The organism is Aeromonas sp. 9A (assembly GCF_963900955.1).
Classification (GTDB): domain Bacteria; phylum Pseudomonadota; class Gammaproteobacteria; order Enterobacterales; family Aeromonadaceae; genus Aeromonas; species Aeromonas salmonicida.
On record NZ_CAWRFG010000001.1, the window covers coordinates 220,052 to 238,809 of the forward strand.

Below are 18,758 nucleotides of genomic sequence, written 5' to 3' on the forward strand. Positions count from 1 at the left end.
CAATGGCGGGCAAGAGCATTATCGTGATGGGTGTGTGTGGTAGCGGCAAGTCCAGTGTCGGCCTCAAGGTGGCCCAGGCGCTGGGTGCCAAGTTCATCGATGGTGATGACCTGCACCCCAGAGCCAATATTCAGAAGATGGCGGGTGGCAACCCCCTCAACGATGAGGATCGTGCCCCCTGGCTGGAGCGGATCCGTGATGCGGCTTACAGCCTGGAACAGAAGAACGAGGTGGGCGTGATCGTCTGCTCGGCCCTCAAGAAGCAGTACCGCGACCAGATCCGCGATGGCAATGAGTCAGTGCATTTCCTGTTTCTGGACGGTGATCAGCCGCTGATCCTCGAACGGATGCGGGCACGCAAGGGCCATTTCATGCGGGAAAGCATGGTACAAAGTCAGTTCGATACGCTGGAACGTCCGGATGGCGAGGCCGGGGTATTCCATATCGATATAGATGGCACCTTCGAACAGGTGGTCGACCGCGCCGTCTCAGCGTTGGAGCAAGCCGTATGACACACATTGTTATTTCCGAGGTTATTGCGCGCATTCGTGAGCGCAGTGTCGCCCGTCGCCAGGCTTTCCTGGCCCGTATTCAGCGCCAGGCCGAACAGGGCAAGACCCGCGCTGCCCTGGCCTGCGGCAACCTGGCCCACGCCGTAGCCGCCTGCAGCAGTGACGAGAAGGGTCGCATTCTCGACATGACCCGCGCCAACGTCGGCATAGTCACCGCCTACAACGACATGCTGAGCGCCCATCAGCCCTATCAGGGCTACCCGGATATCATCAAGGCCGCGCTGGCCGAACTGGGTCACAGCGCCCAGGTGGCGGGTGGCGTACCGGCCATGTGCGATGGCGTGACTCAGGGTCAGCCGGGGATGGACATGTCTTTGTTTTCCCGCGATCTCATCGCCCAGGCGACCGCGCTGTCCCTCTCCCACAATACCTTCGACGCCACCCTGCTGCTCGGCATCTGCGACAAGATAGCCCCGGGCCAGATCATGGGGGCCCTCTCCCACGCGCACCTGCCCACCGCCTTCGTGCCGGCCGGCCCCATGGCCAGCGGCATCAGCAATGATGACAAGGTGAAGGTGCGCCAGCAGTACGCCGCCGGTGAACTGGGCCGCGACGCCCTGCTGGAGATGGAGTGCGGCGCCTATCATGCGCCGGGTACCTGCACCTTCTACGGCACAGCCAACACCAACCAGCTGGTGTTCGAGGCCATGGGCCTGATGCTGCCGGGCTCCGCCTTCGTCCATCCTCACAGCGAGTTGCGCCACGCGCTCACTGAAGAAGCCGCCCGTCGCATCAGCGCCATGATCCCTGGCTCTCCTGCCTACCGTCCCTTGAGCGAGGTGCTGGATGAGCGTTCGCTGGTCAACGGTCTGGTGGCCCTGCTCGCCTCCGGCGGCAGCACCAACCACAGCATCCACATGGTGGCGCTGGCGCGGGCCGCCGGCCTGCACCTGACCTGGGACGACATCAGCGATCTCTCGGACGTGGTGCCGCTCTTGGTGCGCATGTACCCGAACGGCCCGGCCGATGTGAACGCCTTCGAACAGGCGGGCGGTGTGCCCGGCCTGATGCGCCGTCTGGCGCAAGAGGGGCTGATCCACATGGATGCCACCCCTGTGTTTGGCGAGATGCAGGATTACCTCAGCCGCCCCGCTCTGGTCGATGGCCAGCTGGTATGGCAGCCGGTGGGTGAAAGCAGCGATGGGAGCGTGCTGTCGCCGACCGGTTCCGTGTTCCAGGCCACCGGCGGCACCAAGCTGCTGGCGGGTAATCTGGGCCGCGCCGTGGTCAAGGTCTCCGCCGTGGCACCCGAGTATCGCGTTATCGAAGCGCCCGCCCGGGTTTTCTCCTCCCAGCACGCGGTGGAGGCGGCCTACAAGGCTGGCAGCCTCAATCAGGATGCCGTTATCGTGGTGCGCCACAACGGCCCGGCAGCCAACGGCATGCCTGAGCTGCACAAGCTGATGCCTGTGCTCGGCAACCTGCAGAAGGCGGGCCACAAGGTGGCGCTGGTTACCGATGGCCGCCTCTCCGGCGCCTCCGGCAAGATCCCGGCTGCCATCCATGTCACCCCGGAAGCGCTGCACGGCGGCGCCATCGGCTTGTTGCAGGATGGTGATCTGCTGCGGGTGGATGCGGTAAACGGTTGCCTTGATTGCCTGACCGATTTGAGTGGCCGTACCCAGGCCGAGATTGACCTCACTCTGGAACAAGAGGGGTGGGGTCGTGAACTGTTCAGCGTGATGCGTCGCGCGGTATCGAGCGCCGAGTGCGGCGCCACCATCTTTGATTAAGGAAGCGTTATGCAAAACTGGAAAGTGACCCCCGCCGAGGTGTTTGCCGCCTCCCCGCTGGTTCCCGTCATGGTCATAAGCGACTTGGAGCAGGCCCTGCCGATGGCCAAGGCGCTGCAGGGTGGCGGCATCTCGGTATTCGAGATCACACTGCGCACCCCGGTGGCGCTCGATGCCATCGCCCTCATCGCCAAGGCGATGCCGGATGCCATGGTCGGTGCAGGCACAGTGCTCAACTGCGCGCAGTTTGACGCAGCCGTGGCCGCCGGTGCCCGCTTCGTCATCTCCCCTGGGATGACACCGGCGCTGCTGGCCCATGCGGCCAACAGCACGGCGCCGCTGATACCGGGCGTTGCCACTGCCTCCGAAGTGATGCAGGCGCTGGAAGCAGGCTACGACCATCTGAAGTTCTTCCCGGCCGAAGCGAACGGCGGCACCAAGGCGCTGGCTGCCATCGCAGCACCGCTTCCCCAGATCAAGTTCTGCCCCACCGGCGGCATAGGCCCGAAAAACGTGGCCGACTATCTGGCGCTGAAATGCGTCGCCACCGTCGGCGGCTCCTGGATGCTGCCGGCCGATGCGGTCAAGAGTGGCAACTGGGAGGAGGTGACTCGCCTCTCTCGCGAAGCGGTCGAGCTGGTTACACGCTAAGCGCCAGTAGTGCAGAAAAATCAGACAGGCCACCCTTGGGTGGCCTGCTTTTTGGTCGTCCTAATGGTGAAAAGCCATTTGCAGCACGCAGCCTGCTCCCTTATGGTTATGGCCGGTTTCTCTCCGGCTGGCCGACATGTCCTTTCTCCATCGTTCCTGCCCGCAAGGGCACTTCACCCCGCTGCACTGCCATCCACAGGCCCAGTATTGCTACATGCACGATGGCGGCGGCGTCATTACTGGAGGCGGTGCCAGCGAGCTGCTGGTCGCCGGCCAGCTCTGTTTTATTCCGACGGGCTGGGAACACGAGTTTCGCGCGCTGCGCCACACCCGTCTCTCGCTCATCTATGCAGCGCCGTCCGGGCATGCCCCTTTTGGCCTGTGTCAGGTGACCCCCTTGCTGGCCGGTCTCTTTGCCCGTCTTGCCGAGTTGGGGGAGGGAAACGAGCGGGAGGCCTATTTGATGGTGATCGACCACGAACTGGCACGCTCTGTCCCGCAGGCGGCTCAGCCTGCGCTTGCAGCCAATCTCGATCCACGCCTGCTGCGGGTGCTGGAGCGGGTCTGTCAGGCTCCCTCTGTCAACATTACACTGGCGATGCTGGCAGAGGATTGCGGCGCCTCGGTACGCACTCTCAACCGACTCTTTCTCCAGCAGCTGGGTTGCACCTTTCGTCAGTGGCGGGAGCAGGTGGTGATGGGACGGGCGCGTCAGCTACAGCATCAGGGGCTCACGTTGGCGCAGATCGCCGACCAGCTCGGCTATGAGGATCCTGGTGCCTTCTCTCACGCTCTCCAGCGCTTTATGCGGTGCGACTCAGCGCAGTGAGCCTATGTCCTCATCCTGCGTGCTGCCAGTCAGCAGGCAGGTTACCTCGTCGGTCTGGCAGATCTTGCCGTCGCGAAAGGTAAAGAGGCCGCTCACCTTGCAAACGAGGGGGAGGCCATCGTGACGGGTGGCCCGCACCACGTGGGTCGAGTGCACCCTATTTCCTTGCGCCAGCACGGCGATAAAATCGATTGATGCACACGCCAGATGGTTTCTCAGTGCCGCTATGTGCTGGCGGAAAGCCGCGTAGTCGAGCTGCTCACCATTCACTTGCTGGCAGTAGTCCGGAGTGAACCACTGGTCGAGTTCAGCAAGGGTAAAGCGGGGATCGCAGATCACGTGTTGCAGGCAGGTTTGCAATCTCTCGGTGTTGTTCATCTTCTGCTCCTGATGATGTGGTCGGGATGTCGGGCCAGCATAGAGCAGGGGATGGAGAGAACAGGCGGGAGGATGCGCCATCATGGCTGGTAAATGCGCCATGATGGCAGGGGGTCAGCCCAGGCTCTCCCCGACATAGAGGGAGAAGCCCATGTCCTTGAGGGTGTCGGGCAGTGGCTGGCCGCTGAGTCGGGCCAGCAGCATGGTCGCCGCCTCACGGCCTATCTCCTTGCGTGGTGTGACGATACTGGCCAGCTTGGGGGTCATGGCATGGCCTATGTCGAGGGCGTTGCTGCCGGCGATGGCGATCTGCTGGGGGACGGGTATCCACTTGGCCTGACACTGCAGCAGGGCGCCCACCGCCAGATCATCGTTGGTGCAGAAGAGGCCATCGAGGTCGGGATAGCGCACCAGCGCCTGATCCAGCAGTTGACCACCCAGAGTGAAGCTGGAGGATTGCTCGGTCAGCAGGTGCTGGCCGGAGAGGCCGAAATCGGCCATCGCCTGGTAGTAACCCTCCATCCGCAGCTGGGTGCGCACGTCGAGCCGTGCCCCCAGGTAAACCAGCTTGCGTCGGCCCCGGCGCAGCATCTCTGTTACCATGGCCCGGGCGGCGGCCCTGTGATCCATCCCCACTACCATGTCGATGGGGGCTTGCGGCAGATCCATGGTTTCCACCACGGGAATGCCGGCGGTGGCGATCATCTTGCGGGTACGCTCCGTGTGCTGGCTGTCGGAGAGGATCAGGCCGTCCACGTGATAGGAGAGCAGGGAGGCCACCTGCTCCTCTTCCCGCTCCGGACTGTAGCCGTAGTGGGCGAGCAGGGTCTGGTAGCCGGCGGGCCGGGTCACCGACTCTATGCCATGCACCACGGCGGAAAACACCTGGTTGGAGAGGGAGGGGATCAGTATGCCGATCGCCTTGCTGGTGGCGTTGGAGAGAATGTCCGGCGCCCGGTTGGGGATATAGCCCAGCTCTTCCACTGCGGCGGCGATCCGCTCACGGGTGCCCTCGGCCACGGCGTGAGGATCGCGCAGATAGCGGCTGACGGTCATCTTGGTGACCCCGGTCAGGTCGGCTATGTCCTGCAGGGTAGGGCGGCGTTTGCGGGTGTCGTTCATCTGGGGATCCGGCAGGAATGTTACACGTAACATTACCGTTTTTGTTTAACAAAGTCAGCATATGACGCCATCAGGAGAGGATGACTCGGATGATCAAGGGCAAGTGCTTCGAGGGGAAGCGTTTCGAACAGCAGGATGTGGAAGAGGAACAGTTTGATGGTTGCCGCTTTGTCGACTGCAACTTCTCCTGGCTGGACTTGAGCGAGAGCCGCTTTGTTGACTGCATCTTCTATGCGCGGGAGCGCGAGCTGGGCTGTCAGTTGCAGGGTTGCGATCTGAGGGAGGCGAGCTTTCTGCGCTGCGATCTGACTCTGGCAGATCTCAGCCGCAGCCAGTGCCTGGGGCTGGAGATGCGCGACTGTCAGGCCATGGGCATCAATTTCGCCCACGCCAGCTTCGCCAACCAGATCACCGTCAAGAGCTACTTCTGCGAGGCCCATCTTACGGGCAACAACTTCAGCTACGCCAACTTCGATGGCTGCCTGCTGGAGCGATGCGAGCTCAGTGGCAACCGCTGGCAGGGGGCCAGCCTGCTGGGGGCCTCGTTGGCGGGATCCGATCTGAGTGGCTCCGAGTTTGGCCAGATAGACTGGGCCAGCTTCAACCTGCAGGGCTGTGATCTGCGTCAGTGCGATCTCCCCGGGCTGGATCTGCGCCGGATCAACCTGGACGGCGTACAGATCAATGAAGAGCAGCAACAGGATTTGCTGGAGCAGATAGGTCTGGTGGTGTTTCCTTGAAGGTTTCGGAAAAGAGGTAAATTTCCACCATCTGGCACTGAGCTGCGGTGAATGCTGCGATCAAAAAAAGCCTGCGTCATACAGGCTGTTTGTCATCTGGACCGAGCCCGGATCACATCAGCTTTTTGCCAACCATTTGGTGGGGTTGATTGCTTCACCCTGATAGCGGATCTCGAAGTAGAGGCCGGGTCTGTCCTGGCCGCCACTGTCACCGACCAGAGCCACAGGTTCGCCCTGTTCCACATTCTGGCCAACCTGGCGCAGCAGCGACTGATTGTGACCATAGAGGCTCATATAGCCACGGCCATGGTCGATCACCAGCAACATGCCAAAACCGTCCAGCCAGTCGGCGTAGACTATCTGGCCCGGTGCCACCGCCTTGACCTGGGTACCTTCGCTGGCACCGATCAGAGTGCCCTTCCACTTGAGCTGGGCGGTGCGCGGCGAGCCATAGGAGATGAGGATGGGCCCCTGCACCGGCCAGCGCAGGCTGCCGTTGGTCTTGAGACCGCCGTAGCCGCCACTGCTTGCCTTGGCGCTGCTGCTGCGCGCAGCGGCTTGCTGATCAGCCACCCTGTCTTGTTGTTCGGCGACTCTCTGCTGCTCGGCGGCGAGTCGTTGCTGCTCGCCGACCTTCTGCTGTTGAGCCGCGATCCGCTGTTGTTCTGCAATCCGCTTCTGTTCGGCGGCCAGTCGTTGTGCCTCCAGACGGCGCTGGCGTTCCTGCTCGGCTTTCAGCTTGGCCAGCCGTTCCCGCTCTGCCCGATCGCGACGCTCCTGCTCTTCCCGCTGGCGGCGAAGCTCTTCCAGCCTGGCTTTCAGGGCTTTTTCCGCCTTGACCAGCTTGGTCAGCTTTAGCTCGTCGTTTTGCACCGATTGTTGCAACTGGTTGCGCACCTTGGCACGGCTCTGCTGGCTGGCCAACAGGCTCTGGTGATGCTGTTGCTGTTCGCTCAGCAAGGATTGCAGCTTGCTCTCGGTCTCTTTGGTGGCCTGCTGGTTTTTGGCCAGCTTGGTGCGGGTCGCGCGCAGGGCTTCGATGGCCTCGATGCGGGCCTTGTTGAGATAGTCGTAGTAGTCGAGAGAGCGGCTCAGTTTGGCCGGATCCTGCTGGTTGAGCAGTAGTTTGAGGTAATCGTGGTTGCCCGCTTGGAAGGCGCTTTCCGCCTGCTTGGCCAGCAACTGCTTCTGATGCTTTGCCTGTTGTTCCAGATCCAGCTTGTCCTGTTGCAGGCTTACCAGCTTTTGCTGGTTTTTTTTCAGCTGTTGCCTGGTCTGCTCGAGCTTGGCCGCTGCGGCCGAAATGGCCTGCTCGTCAGCCTTGAGCTGAGTATTGAGTTTGGTCAGCTCTTGCTTGCTGAGCTTGATGGTTTTCTGCTGTTCCTTTATCTGGGACTGCATGTTGCCGAGCTGCTGGTTGGCAGCCAGGGCCTTGTCCGCGATAAACGACAGGCAAAAAAACAGCGCGCCGGCCAACAGGCCGACGCGACTGGTTTTGTTTGAAATAACTTCGCATCCCCGCATGGGGAAGGATTATTTCAGAATCATCAGGGGCTTGCCAGTCATTTCCGGCGGCACAGGAAGACCCATCAGGGTCAGCATGGTCGGGGCCAGATCGGACAGTTTGCCACCTTCAAGCACCTCGGCCTTGCGACCGAAATAGATGAGGGGAACCGGCAGGTTGGTGTGGGCTGTGTGAGCCTGACCGGTCTCTTCGTCCAGCATCTTCTCGGCGTTGCCGTGGTCGGCGGTGATCAGGCATTCGCCGCCTACTTCGGCCAGGGCCTCGGTGACGCGACCGACGCAGTGGTCAACGGCTTCACAGGCTTTGACGGCCGCATCGAATACGCCGGTGTGGCCGACCATGTCGCCGTTCGGGTAGTTGCAGATTATGGTGTCGTACTTGCCACTCTTGATGGCAGCGACCAGCTTGTCGGTCAGCTCTTCGGAGCTCATTTCCGGCTGCAGGTCATAAGTCGCCACTTTCGGGCTGGCCACGATCTCGCGGTCTTCACCGGTGAAGCAGGACTCTTCGCCACCGTTGAAGAAGAAGGTGACGTGGGCGTACTTCTCGGTTTCGGAGATGCGCAGCTGGGTTTTGCCCTGCTTGGCCAGCCACTCACCCAGGGTGTTCACCAGGGCAGTCGGCGGGTAGGCACAGGCAGTTTTGATGTCGGCCGCGTATTCGGTCAGCATCACGAAGTTCAGCGCAGGGGTGGCTGCACGGGCAAAGCCGGTGAAGTCACTGTCAACGAAGGCGCGGGTGATTTCACGGGCGCGGTCGGCACGGAAGTTCATGAAGATCAGGGCATCGCCATCCTGCATGGGGGCGGCAGCACCGATGCGGGTGGCCTTGACGAACTCGTCGTTTTCGTCGCGGGCATAGGCAGCGGCCAGGGCTTCGCTGGCGCTGTCGGCGGTGAACTCGCCCTTGCCCTGAGTCATCAGGTCATAAGCTTGCTGCACGCGATCCCAGCGGTTGTCACGATCCATGGCGAAGTAGCGGCCGATCATGGAGGCGAAACGACCCTTGCCCAGACGGGCAAACAGGGCATCGAACTGTTCGATGGAGGACTGGGCGGAGCGCGGCGGGACGTCGCGGCCATCTAGGAAGGCGTGGAAGTAGATCTGCTCGGCGCCACGTTTGGCTGCCATCTCGATCATGCCCATGATGTGCTCTTCGTGGCTGTGTACGCCACCCGGGGACATCAGACCCATGATGTGAACGGCTTTGCCCTTGGTCACGGCGGAATCGACAGCCTTGGCCAGTTCGACGTTCTGGAAGAAGTCGCCGTCCTTGATCTCTTTGGAGATGCGGGTCAGTTCCTGATAGACGATGCGACCGGCACCTATGTTGACGTGGCCCACTTCGGAGTTACCCATCTGACCATCCGGCAGACCTACATCCAGGCCGGAGCCGGAGATCAGTGTGCTGGTGTAGTCACGGGCGAGACGGTCGAGGTTGGGAGTCTTGGCGGCAGCGACGGCGTTGTGCTCTTGCTTGGTGCTGTAGCCCCAACCGTCCATGATGACCAGAACCAAAGGTTTCTTAGCTGTTGACATAAGGCTATGTCCTCTCGGATAGGAATGAATTGCGGGAAGTGAAACTAGCGTAATATTACTACATCTGCCGAAATAGTCACCTGATAGCCAAGCCCTTGCCAACACCCGCCGCGGACTGTTGCCAGCCTGTTTCCCCTTTGTCGCCGGCTTGTCCCTTCACTCGACGAATCCTCGCCCCAAGAGACGGGATGCCACTTTTTATGCCGATCCGTTATGGAGGTCCCGCCTGATGGGAGCCTGCTCCCGCTTTGCCGCCAAGATGGCTGATCTTGGTGGGGTCACCATGTATACTCGGGCCCTTGTCTTGGTCCCTGGATAGTAGAAGATGCAAGAGTATTTGGATTTTGCGGCCCGTAACCCGCTGCTGACCGCAGCCTGGTTCGGCCTGGCAGGCACCCTGGTTTACACCAGCGTGCGTGCTCGTTTTTCTCCGGTGAAGACGGTGAACAACCACACAGCTACCCTGCTGATCAACCGTGAAAATGCCACCGTGGTGGATATTCGCAGTCAGGAAGAGTTTGCCAAGGGTCATCTGGCCGGTGCCCAGCACCTGTTGCTCAGCCAGATCCAGAGCAATAATCTGGGCCCGGTTGAAAAGCATAAAGATGCCCCCATCATAGTTGTGTGCGAGTCGGGGATGACCGCTGGTGGCGCGGGTCGCCAACTGAGCAAGGCCGGTTTCAAGCAGGTGTATGTGCTCAGCGGCGGCATGACCCAGTGGCGTGCAGATAATCTGCCGGTGACCAAAAAACGCTGATTTAAGGGCCTGCGCCCACTCATTATCTTAAAAAGGAATCAAACGAAATGGCTGACGAAATCAACAACCAGGAAGTGCAACCGGAATTCCACATCCAGCGTGTCTACACCAAGGATGTCTCTTTCGAAGCCCCGAATACCCCGCACATCTTCCAGAAAGAGTGGCAGCCGGACGTCAAGCTGGACATGGACACCAAGACCAACATCCTGGCTGATGGCGTGTACGAGGTTGTACTGACCCTGACCGTGACCTGCAAGCTGGAAACCGAGACCGCTTTCCTGTGTGAAGTGCAGCAAGCCGGTATCTTCACCATAGGTAACCTGCCGGAGCCGCAACTGGCTCACTGCCTGGCAGCCTTCTGCCCGAACATACTGTTCCCGTATGCCCGCGAAGCCGTGGCCAACATGGTGAGCAAGGGGTCCTTCCCGCAGCTGAACCTGGCACCGGTCAATTTCGATGCCCTGTTTGCCCAGCACATGGCGCAAGCACAGGCCCAGCAGGCGACTGCGGAAGCCTGATAATGGCTGACCAGATCGCTATCTCGGTCTTGGGGGCGGGGTCTTATGGCTCCGCCCTTGCCATTTCTCTGGCGCGCAACGGTCATCCGACCCTGCTGTGGGGTCACGACCCTGCCCATGTCGCCGAGCTGGAACACGACCGCTGCAACAAGGCCTTTTTGCCTGATGTCCCTTTTCCTGCGGATCTGCAACTGACCGCCGATTTGCAACGGGCGGTACAAGCCGCTCCCGTCCTGCTGCTGGTGGTGCCGAGCCATGTGTTCGGCCAGGTGCTGAGCCAGGTCAAACCCTTCTTGCGCCCCGATACCCGTATCGCCTGGGCCACCAAGGGGCTTGAACCTGACAGCGGCCGTCTGTTGCAGGATGTGGCCCGTGATGTGCTGGGGGAAACTATTCCGCTGGCCGTAATCTCGGGCCCCACTTTTGCCAAGGAGCTGGCCGCCGGTCTGCCGACCGCCATCTCGGTGGCGTCGACTCACGACGACTTTGCTGATGAGCTCTCCCATCTGCTGCACTGCGGCCGTTCGTTCCGGGTTTATACCAATCCGGATTTCGTCGGCCTGCAACTGGGTGGTGCGGTCAAAAACGTCATCGCCATCGGCGCCGGCCTCTCTGATGGTCTGGGCTTTGGCGCGAACGCCAGAACCGCGCTCATCACCCGGGGTCTGGTGGAGATGCAGCGTCTCGGTGCGGCGCTGGGTGCCGATGCCAAAACCTTCATGGGCATGGCGGGGCTCGGGGATTTGGTGCTGACCTGCACCGACAACCAGTCCCGCAACCGTCGTTTCGGTCTGGCTCTAGGTGCAGGCAAGGCGGTGGAGACTGCCATGGCCGAGATCGGCCAGGTGGTGGAAGGTTATCGCAACACCAAGGAGGTGCATCTGCTGGCGGCCCGTTGTGGCGTCGAGATGCCCATCTGCGAGCAGATCTTCCAGGTGCTCTACCAGGGAAAGAACCCGAAAGAAGCCGCGATTGCTCTGCTCAGTCGGGACAAGCGCGACGAATAAGAGCAAATCCCATTAGGCTGTTTTATTAGCCATTTTGAACCTGGGCAGAGCTCGAAATCCTCACGTATGCCTATACGCTCCGGTTTCTGCGCGCTGTCCGTGTTCAAACTGCCGTCAACAACGACGCCTACTGAGATAGGCTCATTCGGTTCGTCGGATAGCAAAAGGCCCTGCCAGATTGGCGGGGCCTTTTCATGTGCGGTCAGAGGGGATCAACCCTGATGGATGATCGCCACTGGCACGGGATCAATAGTAGGAGTGATCGCCGCGCTGGTGCTCGGTGGCATCTTTGACACCGTTGAGCTCGCCAGGGAATTTTTCCAGCAGCTGCTTCTCGATCCCCTCTTTCAGGGTGTAATCGACCATGGAGCAACCGTTGCAACCGCCGCCAAACTGCAGGATGGCCAGCTTGTCTTCGGTCAACTCGACCAGAGTTACCTTGCCACCGTGACCGGCCAGCATGGGGTTGACCTCGGACATCAGCACATATTCAATGCGGTCGATCAGCGGTGCATCGTCGGCCACTTTGCGCATCTTGGCGTTGGGGGCTTTGAGGGTGAGCTGGGAGCCCATCTGATCGGTGACGAAATCGATGGTGGCATCGACCAGGTAAGGGGCGCTCAGAGGATCAACCAGGCAGTCAAATCCGCTGAAAGGCAGGTGTTGATCTTCCGGATCCACCGCGTCGGGCGGGCAATACGATACGCCGCACTCGGCATTCTGGGTTCCCGGATTGACCACAAACACCCGGATATTGGTGCCATCAGGCTGTTTTTCCAGCAGTTTACGGAAATGGGCCTGGGCGGTGTCGGAAATGCTGATCATCACTATCCTCATAAACCTGAGTGTACGACTAGGGTATTCATGATAACTCGCTTGGCAGTGCTTGGGTAGCATGCAGATGGCGCTTAACATATGTCAAATATACCTATGGCAGCCTGATGTGACTGAGCCTGCGGTATACATACCTAGGGTCATTTGAGATGTTTGAGCGTACGGCAAATGGCCCACACTTCCACTTTTTCGATGCCGCTCTCGTGCAGCAAGCGGGTGAGCTGGCCCGCCGTCGCCCCCGTGGTTACCACATCGTCGAGCAGGGCCACATGCCGATAGTGATGGGGGCGAACGTGAAAGGCGCCCCGCAGATTCCGCCGCCGCTGACCGGCACTGAGCCGGGTCTGTTGCGGGGTTGCCTTGGTGCGACTCAGCAACTGCTTATCACAAGGAATACCGGTGATCTGGCTGAGGGTAGTGGCTATCTCTTCAGCCTGATTGAAGCCGCGCCACCACTGCCGCCACCAGTGCAGGGGAACAGGGATGATGACTTCTGGGGGCTCGTCGCTTTTCAGATGATCGGCCAGCAGGCGTGCGAGCAGTGGCGCCAGCAGGATCTGGCCGGCGTATTTCAGCTGGGGAATGAGCATGGGGTAGGGGGCCTGATAGTCGCCAATGACCTGCAACCGCTCCCAGGGTGGTGGCCTGCGCTGGCAGCGGCCGCAGATCAGCTCCTTATCTCCCATGTATTCCGGCAAGGGGGCCGCGCACAATGTGCATCTGGGGTAGGGCTGGTACAGGGCTTGTCGACACCAGCTACAAAGCAGTGGCTGGCTATCACAAGCTTGCTGGCAGAGCAGACAGCTGCCCTGCCAGTCGGCGTGGCTGCCAAGGATCGGACTTGCTTTGGCTAGCAGCCGCTTTAACATGCTGACCCCAAGAGAATGAACAGGGATCTTGAGTCTAGATGAGCGTATCGGTAGAACGGTTTGGTCAGGGACCCGATCTGGTGCTGTTGCACGGATGGGGCATGAATGGCGCAGTCTGGCATGGTATTGCCCAGCAGTTGGCGGCACATTATCGGCTGCATCTGGTGGACTTGCCCGGGTTTGGCAACAGTCCGCTGCGCGAGGGGAGTGATTACAACCTGCCCTGGCTGGCAGAGCAGATTGCCACCGTCTTGCCGCAGAAGTGCCATCTGCTCGGCTGGTCTCTCGGTGGTCTGGTAGCAAGCCAGCTGGCCTTGACCCAGCCTGAGCGACTTCATTCGCTTATCACTGTGGCCAGCTCTCCCTGTTTCATGGCCCGGGATGAGTGGCCTGGTATAGCCCCCAAGGTGCTGACCGGTTTCAATCAGATGTTGGCGGGAGACTTCAGGCAGACCATAGAACGCTTTCTGGCGATCCAGGCCATGGGCAGCGAGCATGCCAGGGATGATATCCGTCAGCTGCGCCACTGGCTGGCGGAACGCCCCGTCCCCCAGTTTGCCGCGCTGGAGGCCGGGCTCGGTTTGCTGGCAGATGTTGACCTGCGCGATGAGCTGGTACCACTGAGCTTGCCCTGGCTGCGCGTCTATGGCCGGCTGGATTCCCTGGTGCCTAAAGCCTCCATTGCGCTGCTGGATGAGCGCTACCCAGCCAGCCACAGCGTGGTGCTGGAAAAGGCCTCGCACGCACCCTTTATTTCCCATCCACAACAGTTCGTTGAAATCGTTCGACATTTTGTTGGTTGAAAAACAGACGATTTACTTCATTAATCCTCTGGCGTGACGGATAATTAATCCAACGTCAGAGGAGAGTTGTCATGCGCGTAGATTCTGCATTGAACAGCGGAGTACAAGGGTTTCAGCGAGCGGAGCAGATTGCCGACAAGGCATCCAGCCAGATTGCCCGGCTCAACACGCCGAGCGGCGATCAGGTGCAGTTGCCTGACGAACTGGTCAACCTCAAGGTGGCCGAGGTGCAGGCTGGTGCCTCTGCCAAAGTGATCCAGACTGCCAGTGACATGATGGGTACCCTGATCGATATCCGGGTCTGACATGAACATCAATGTCAGTCTGCCGACCCTTATTCCTAATCAGCTGCAACCGCAGACGGAATCGGCACGCACTGACAATCGCCGTGCAGCACTCATCCCCCAGACTCGTCAGAGCGAGGCATTCAATGCAGAGCCTGAAGTCGGCTCGCAGAAAGACAAGTCAAAGGCCAGCCAGGCCAATGCTACCCAGACCTCTCAGCAGACGCGGGAAGGGTCACAGACCAGCAACCCGCAAACGCCCGTGGATAACCGCTTTGTTGAAGCCACGGGTGAGGATGGCCAGCGCAACAAGCAACAGCAGGATCCCAAGCAGCAGGAGCAGCAACAAAAGCAGGAGCTGCAGATCAAGGAGCTGGTGGACAGGGATCAGGAGGTTCGCACCCACGAGCAGGCTCATCAGGCTGCAGGCGGCCAGTTTGCCAGTAGCCCTACTTATCAATTTTCGATGGGACCGGACGGCAAGCGTTATGCCACTGGTGGTGAGGTGTCCATCGATATCGGGACTATCCCTGGTGATCCTGAAGCCACCATTGCCAAGATGCAGCAGGTACGGGCAGCCGCTCTGGCGCCTGCCGAGCCTTCCGCACAGGATCTGAGTGTGGCCAGAAGTGCCACAGCCAAGGAGGCCCAAGCCCGCAAGGCAATGATGACATCCAGCTCCCAGTCAGGCGCTACGCCTGCTGACGGTGCACGGACCGGCGTGCTGAATACCTATATGGAACAACGTAATCAGGTCATCGCCCAGCGATATCAACAGGCGGTCAGGCCAGCGGCGCAGCAGGATCTCAGCCTAAGCGTCTAGGCACACTACTTTTCCCCGATTTTTCTATCCCGACCCGGGTTTTTGCAACTAATCTGAGGGGTAATCCCATTCATCCTCACAGGAGTCGCCATGCACTTTGATGAAGTCAAACCGGAAGATTTTGCCACCTTCTCCCGTGTCCCCCCTCCTCACCTTCAGATGGAACAGTTCTTGATGCAACTCGGTGGCGGCGGGACTGAAGGGACCCATTTCAAGAAGAAGGTCATGCTGGCGGCCGGCTGGAGCCACACCGGCGTCGTTTCTTATGGCAAGTACCCGCAGGAAGCCTGCAAGGCATTCAACCGGCTGCGGGAGGTGCTGGTACAACATCAGGATCCGGAAGGTATTCTGGCTACCCTCAGCCAGTAAGCCTGGTCTTGTAAAAAAGCCCCTAGCGGGGCTTTTTTCATTTCTTGGTTTTGGAGAGAGCAGCAGCGAACGCACTGCCCATGGCGCCCCCCATGGGCGCTGCCTGACGGGGCTCGTTTCTGGGTTTGGCACAGCCAGCGCCAGTGTTGCGTGGCTCGGCAGGCTTGCGGGCCGGTTGTCCGGCTTTTTCGTCCAGCCGCATGGTCAGGCTGATCCGCTTGCGCGGGGCATCGACCTCCAGCACCTTAACCCTCACTATGTCCCCCGCCTTGACCACCTCGCGAGGATCCTTGACGAAACGATCCGTCAGGGAGGAGATGTGGACCAGCCCATCCTGATGGACACCGATATCGACGAAGGCGCCGAAGTTGGTGACGTTGGTGACCACGCCTTCCAATATCATCTCTGGCACCAAGTCGCTTATCTTCTCCACCCCATCCTTGAAGGTGGCGGTCTTGAACTCGGGGCGCGGGTCGCGGCCCGGCTTGTCCAGCTCGCCTATGATGTCGGTGACAGTGGGCACGCCGAACTGCTCATCCGTATAGTCAGCCGGCTTCAGGCTGCGCAGCAGGCTGCCGTTGCCGAGCAGGGTTTCAACTTGCTGCTGGAGTTGCGCCAGGATCCTTTCAACCACAGGGTAGGATTCCGGGTGCACCGCCGAGCTGTCGAGAGGATTGCTGCCCCCACGAATACGCAGAAAACCGGCACACTGCTCGAATGCCTTGGGACCGAGCCGGCTCACCTTCAGCAACTGCTGGCGGCTCTGGAAGGCGCCGTGCTCGTCCCGATAGGCGACGATATTCTGGGCTAGCGTCTGGGAGAGACCGGAAACCCGATTCAGCAGAGCGACCGAGGCTGTGTTCACATCCACCCCGACTGCGTTCACGCAATCTTCGACTACTGCATCTAGCCGCCGTGCAAGCTGACTCTGGCCTACGTCGTGCTGATACTGGCCCACACCGATACTCTTGGGATCGATCTTGACCAGCTCGGCCAGGGGATCTTGCAGGCGGCGGGCGATGGATACGGCGCCACGGATAGAGACATCCAGATCCGGGAACTCCTGGGAGGCAAGCTCGGAGGCGGAGTAGACAGAGGCGCCCGCCTCGCTGACCACAACCTTCTGCGCCTTGGCGGCGGGGTAGCGCTCGAATAGTTCGCTCACCAGCCGATCGGTTTCCCGCGAGGCGGTGCCGTTGCCGATGCTGATGAGCTCCACCTTGTGCTTCTGGCACAGCTCGCGAAGGGTTTTGAGGCTCTGATCGACCTGTTTCTTCGGCTCGAACGGGTAGATGGTGGCGTGATCGACCAGCTTGCCAGTGGCATCGACCACGGCCACCTTGACCCCGGTACGGATGCCCGGATCCAGCCCCATGGTGCAGCGCATGCCCGCCGGGGCTGCCATCAGCAGATCCTGGAGGTTCATGGCAAACACCTTGATCGCCTCCTCTTCTGCCGATTCGCGGATCCGGCCGATCAGCTCGGTCTCCATCTGCAGTGACAGCTTGATCTTCCATGTCCAGCTCACGACACCTTGCAGCCACTTGTCGGCCGGACGGCTTTGCAGATTGAGTTTGAGGTGGTGGGCTATGATGCCTTCACAGGGGCTGGCGCCCTCGTCTTCACCTGTGACCAGCGCCAGATTGAGGACCCCCTCATTGCGCCCGCGCAGCATGGCCAGTACCCGGTGGGAGGGAGCCTTGTGCAGCGGCTCATCATGTTCGAAGTAGTCCTTGAACTTGGCCCCTTCCTGTTCCTTGCCTGCCACCACGCGAGCGCGCAGGGTGGCGTTGTGCCACAGATAGTCCCGCAGTTTCTCCAGCAGGTCTGCCTGCTCGGCGAAGCGCTCCATCAGTATGTAGCGGGCTCCATCAAGGGCTGTCTTGCTGTCTGTGATGCCTTGCTCGGAATTGAGGAAGCCGGCAGCGGCCTGTTCGGGATCCCGCATCGGGTCCGTGAGCAGCAGGGTCGCCAGTGGCTCTAGCCCCGCCTCTATGGCCATCTGTCCCTTAGTACGACGCTTGGGTTTGTAAGGGAGATAGAGGTCTTCCAGCCGGGTCTTGCTGTCGGCGCCATTCAGCTCACGGGTCAGCTCAGGGGTGAGTTTGCCTTGCTCCTCGATGGAGCGAATGATCACCTGGCGCCGATCCTCCAGCTCGCGCAGATAACCAAGGCGGCTCTCCAGAGTGCGTAGCTGGCTGTCATCCAGGCCACCAGTCACCTCTTTGCGGTAACGGGCGATAAAGGGCACTGTCGAGCCTTCATCCAGCAGGCGAACGGCTGCCTGCACTTGTTCCGGACGGGCATTCAGTTCACCGGCAATCTGTCTCTCTATTACATGGCTGTGCATCGGGGGTCTCTGTGGTCGCTTCTATCCAACTGGCCTGGGTGGTGTCGACTTTCTGCGGCTGGGTGTACTGCCCGCCAGCAGGTCGCGTCTCTGCACCATGAGGATGTGCATCATGGCGTGTATCGAGAGTGCCACCGAGATCGGTTTGCGCCATAAGGCGCCAAATGTGAGCACTATATGGGGTCGCACGACTGTATGCCACCCTGGCGAAGTGACGTAAATGGCCGTTGAGCCCAAGGGTGAGGGAAGAGACCGAGCGATCCGCTCCCAGTCATGGAAGAGAAGATGTCCGGGAGGGAAGGGCACTATGCTGACCTGGATGGCGGGGAGGACACGTCTCCCCGGCTGCGTCATTTGGGATAGCTGATGTCATTGATATACCAGCAGGCGTCACCGACTGGCGTAGGTACTATGGCCTCATCCCCGACCTCTTTCTTGAGCAGGGCCCGAGCCATGGGAGAGTCGATGGAGATGTAATCCTTGCGGCCAAAAATCTCGTCATAACCGACGATGCGAAAGCGCTTGGTGTCACCCTCTTCGTTTTCCACCTCGACCCAGGCGCCGAAGAACACCTTGCCCTCCTGGGCGGGAGCATAATCGACGATCCCCAGCTCTTCGAGGCATTTGCGCAGGTAACGCACCCGTCTGTCGATCTCCCGCAGCCGCTTCTTGTTGTACTGGTAGTCTGCATTCTCGCTGCGGTCCCCCAGGCTGGCGGCCCAGGCCACCTTGCGCGTGGTCTCGGGGCGCTCTTCGCGCCACAGGAAATCGAGCTCTTCTTTCAGCTTGTTGTAGCCTTCGCGGGTGATGAGCTTGGTCTTCATGAATTTCAGGTACCTGCGTCAATGTGGGCTGATGAGCCTCTTATGGCTCGGCGGATCTTAGTCGCTGCCATTTCTGTGTCGAGCAAAAACTGCGTCGTCATCAGGGGGCAGCATGGTCGACAGGTGCTGACGGCAGAGGGATCAAGGGATGCCATGGGCAATAACCGGTAACATATTTATGCTTTGCCGTTGGGGCCTCGAGCTCTAGTATTGGCAACATATCGAGAGGAGA

At 60.3% G+C, this 18,758-nt stretch carries 20 protein-coding genes; 12 read left to right on the plus strand and 8 right to left on the minus strand.

What is annotated here, in order from left to right; all coding sequences use genetic code 11:
* Positions 1-2: 2 nt before the first annotated feature.
* From AACX78_RS01040 to AACX78_RS01055, 4 genes are all read left to right on the plus strand, one after another.
* The gene (locus AACX78_RS01040) at positions 3-512 is read left to right on the plus strand and encodes a gluconokinase (protein ID WP_005319830.1); all 510 of its coding nucleotides are present in this window, start codon (positions 3-5) and stop codon (positions 510-512) included.
* A complete protein-coding gene (gene edd, locus AACX78_RS01045) occupies positions 509-2,305 on the plus strand; it encodes a phosphogluconate dehydratase (protein ID WP_159165149.1) in 1,797 nt (598 codons plus the stop codon). The genes AACX78_RS01040 and edd overlap by 4 nt, the downstream gene beginning before the upstream one ends.
* A 9-nt stretch (positions 2,306-2,314) precedes the next feature.
* Positions 2,315-2,956 carry a bifunctional 4-hydroxy-2-oxoglutarate aldolase/2-dehydro-3-deoxy-phosphogluconate aldolase gene (locus tag AACX78_RS01050; RefSeq protein WP_096119951.1) on the plus strand — a complete coding sequence of 214 codons (642 nt, stop codon included), beginning with the start codon at positions 2,315-2,317 and terminating at the stop codon, positions 2,954-2,956.
* A 136-nt stretch (positions 2,957-3,092) separates the two neighbouring features.
* Positions 3,093-3,785 carry a helix-turn-helix transcriptional regulator gene (locus tag AACX78_RS01055; protein ID WP_159165150.1) on the plus strand — a complete coding sequence of 231 codons (693 nt, stop codon included), beginning with the start codon at positions 3,093-3,095 and terminating at the stop codon, positions 3,783-3,785.
* Here the strand turns inward: AACX78_RS01055 and AACX78_RS01060 are convergent.
* Both AACX78_RS01060 and AACX78_RS01065 read right to left on the minus strand, forming a co-directional pair.
* Positions 3,774-4,163: a nuclear transport factor 2 family protein gene (locus AACX78_RS01060; RefSeq protein ID WP_159165151.1), complete on the minus strand. Its 390-nt coding sequence runs from the start codon at positions 4,161-4,163 to the stop codon at positions 3,774-3,776. The genes AACX78_RS01055 and AACX78_RS01060 overlap by 12 nt on opposite strands.
* Before the next feature lie 114 nt (positions 4,164-4,277).
* Complete coding sequence (locus AACX78_RS01065) at positions 4,278-5,285, minus strand: substrate-binding domain-containing protein (RefSeq protein ID WP_159167414.1); 1,008 nt, start codon at positions 5,283-5,285, stop codon at positions 4,278-4,280.
* Between the two features lie 89 nt (positions 5,286-5,374).
* Between AACX78_RS01065 and AACX78_RS01070 the strand changes: the two genes are divergently transcribed.
* Positions 5,375-6,025 (plus strand): Qnr family pentapeptide repeat protein, encoded by a 651-nt coding sequence (locus tag AACX78_RS01070; RefSeq protein WP_159167415.1) that lies wholly within the window; start codon positions 5,375-5,377, stop codon positions 6,023-6,025.
* Positions 6,026-6,142: 117 nt separating this feature from the next.
* On the opposite strand, the gene AACX78_RS01075 is transcribed toward AACX78_RS01070, so the two are convergent.
* Positions 6,143-7,549, minus strand: coding sequence for a peptidoglycan DD-metalloendopeptidase family protein (locus tag AACX78_RS01075; RefSeq protein WP_159165152.1), 1,407 nt, complete (start codon positions 7,547-7,549; stop codon positions 6,143-6,145).
* A gap of 9 nt (positions 7,550-7,558) precedes the next feature.
* Positions 7,559-9,088, minus strand: coding sequence for a 2,3-bisphosphoglycerate-independent phosphoglycerate mutase (gene gpmM, locus AACX78_RS01080; RefSeq protein WP_021141093.1), 1,530 nt, complete (start codon positions 9,086-9,088; stop codon positions 7,559-7,561).
* 325 nt (positions 9,089-9,413) lie between these two features.
* Between gpmM and AACX78_RS01085 the strand changes: the two genes are divergently transcribed.
* The 3 genes from AACX78_RS01085 to gpsA are packed head-to-tail and all read left to right on the plus strand — an operon-like array spanning position 9,414 to position 11,370.
* The gene (locus tag AACX78_RS01085; RefSeq protein ID WP_159165153.1) at positions 9,414-9,845 is read left to right on the plus strand and encodes a rhodanese-like domain-containing protein; all 432 of its coding nucleotides are present in this window, start codon (positions 9,414-9,416) and stop codon (positions 9,843-9,845) included.
* A gap of 47 nt (positions 9,846-9,892) precedes the next feature.
* Positions 9,893-10,363, plus strand: a complete 471-nt coding sequence (gene secB, locus AACX78_RS01090; protein WP_005319808.1) for a protein-export chaperone SecB — start codon at positions 9,893-9,895, stop codon at positions 10,361-10,363.
* A 2-nt stretch (positions 10,364-10,365) separates the two neighbouring features.
* Positions 10,366-11,370, plus strand: a complete 1,005-nt coding sequence (gene gpsA / locus AACX78_RS01095) for an NAD(P)H-dependent glycerol-3-phosphate dehydrogenase (protein WP_005319805.1) — start codon at positions 10,366-10,368, stop codon at positions 11,368-11,370.
* Positions 11,371-11,616: 246 nt separating this feature from the next.
* On the opposite strand, the gene nfuA is transcribed toward gpsA, so the two are convergent.
* Entirely contained in the window at positions 11,617-12,195 is a 579-nt protein-coding gene (gene nfuA / locus AACX78_RS01100; protein WP_017411920.1) for a Fe-S biogenesis protein NfuA, read from the minus strand.
* Between the two features lie 149 nt (positions 12,196-12,344).
* Positions 12,345-13,073 carry a ComF family protein gene (locus AACX78_RS01105; RefSeq protein ID WP_159165154.1) on the minus strand — a complete coding sequence of 243 codons (729 nt, stop codon included), beginning with the start codon at positions 13,071-13,073 and terminating at the stop codon, positions 12,345-12,347.
* A gap of 38 nt (positions 13,074-13,111) precedes the next feature.
* On the opposite strand from AACX78_RS01105, the gene bioH reads away from it, so the two are divergent.
* From bioH to AACX78_RS01125, 4 genes are all read left to right on the plus strand, one after another.
* On the plus strand, positions 13,112-13,876 hold the full coding sequence (bioH, locus tag AACX78_RS01110; RefSeq protein WP_159165155.1) for a pimeloyl-ACP methyl ester esterase BioH: 765 nt from the start codon (positions 13,112-13,114) through the stop codon (positions 13,874-13,876).
* A gap of 71 nt (positions 13,877-13,947) precedes the next feature.
* Positions 13,948-14,181, plus strand: coding sequence for a flagellar biosynthesis protein FlgE (locus AACX78_RS01115; protein ID WP_159165156.1), 234 nt, complete (start codon positions 13,948-13,950; stop codon positions 14,179-14,181).
* Between the two features lies 1 nt (position 14,182).
* The gene (locus tag AACX78_RS01120) at positions 14,183-14,983 is read left to right on the plus strand and encodes a putative metalloprotease CJM1_0395 family protein (RefSeq protein ID WP_159165157.1); all 801 of its coding nucleotides are present in this window, start codon (positions 14,183-14,185) and stop codon (positions 14,981-14,983) included.
* A gap of 90 nt (positions 14,984-15,073) precedes the next feature.
* On the plus strand, positions 15,074-15,352 hold the full coding sequence (locus tag AACX78_RS01125; RefSeq protein WP_005319791.1) for a hypothetical protein: 279 nt from the start codon (positions 15,074-15,076) through the stop codon (positions 15,350-15,352).
* A 37-nt stretch (positions 15,353-15,389) separates the two neighbouring features.
* On the opposite strand, the gene AACX78_RS01130 is transcribed toward AACX78_RS01125, so the two are convergent.
* On the minus strand, positions 15,390-17,702 hold the full coding sequence (locus AACX78_RS01130; RefSeq protein ID WP_159165158.1) for a Tex family protein: 2,313 nt from the start codon (positions 17,700-17,702) through the stop codon (positions 15,390-15,392).
* 350 nt (positions 17,703-18,052) lie between these two features.
* Positions 18,053-18,526 carry a transcription elongation factor GreB gene (greB, locus tag AACX78_RS01135; protein WP_005319766.1) on the minus strand — a complete coding sequence of 158 codons (474 nt, stop codon included), beginning with the start codon at positions 18,524-18,526 and terminating at the stop codon, positions 18,053-18,055.
* Positions 18,527-18,758 lie beyond the last annotated feature (232 nt).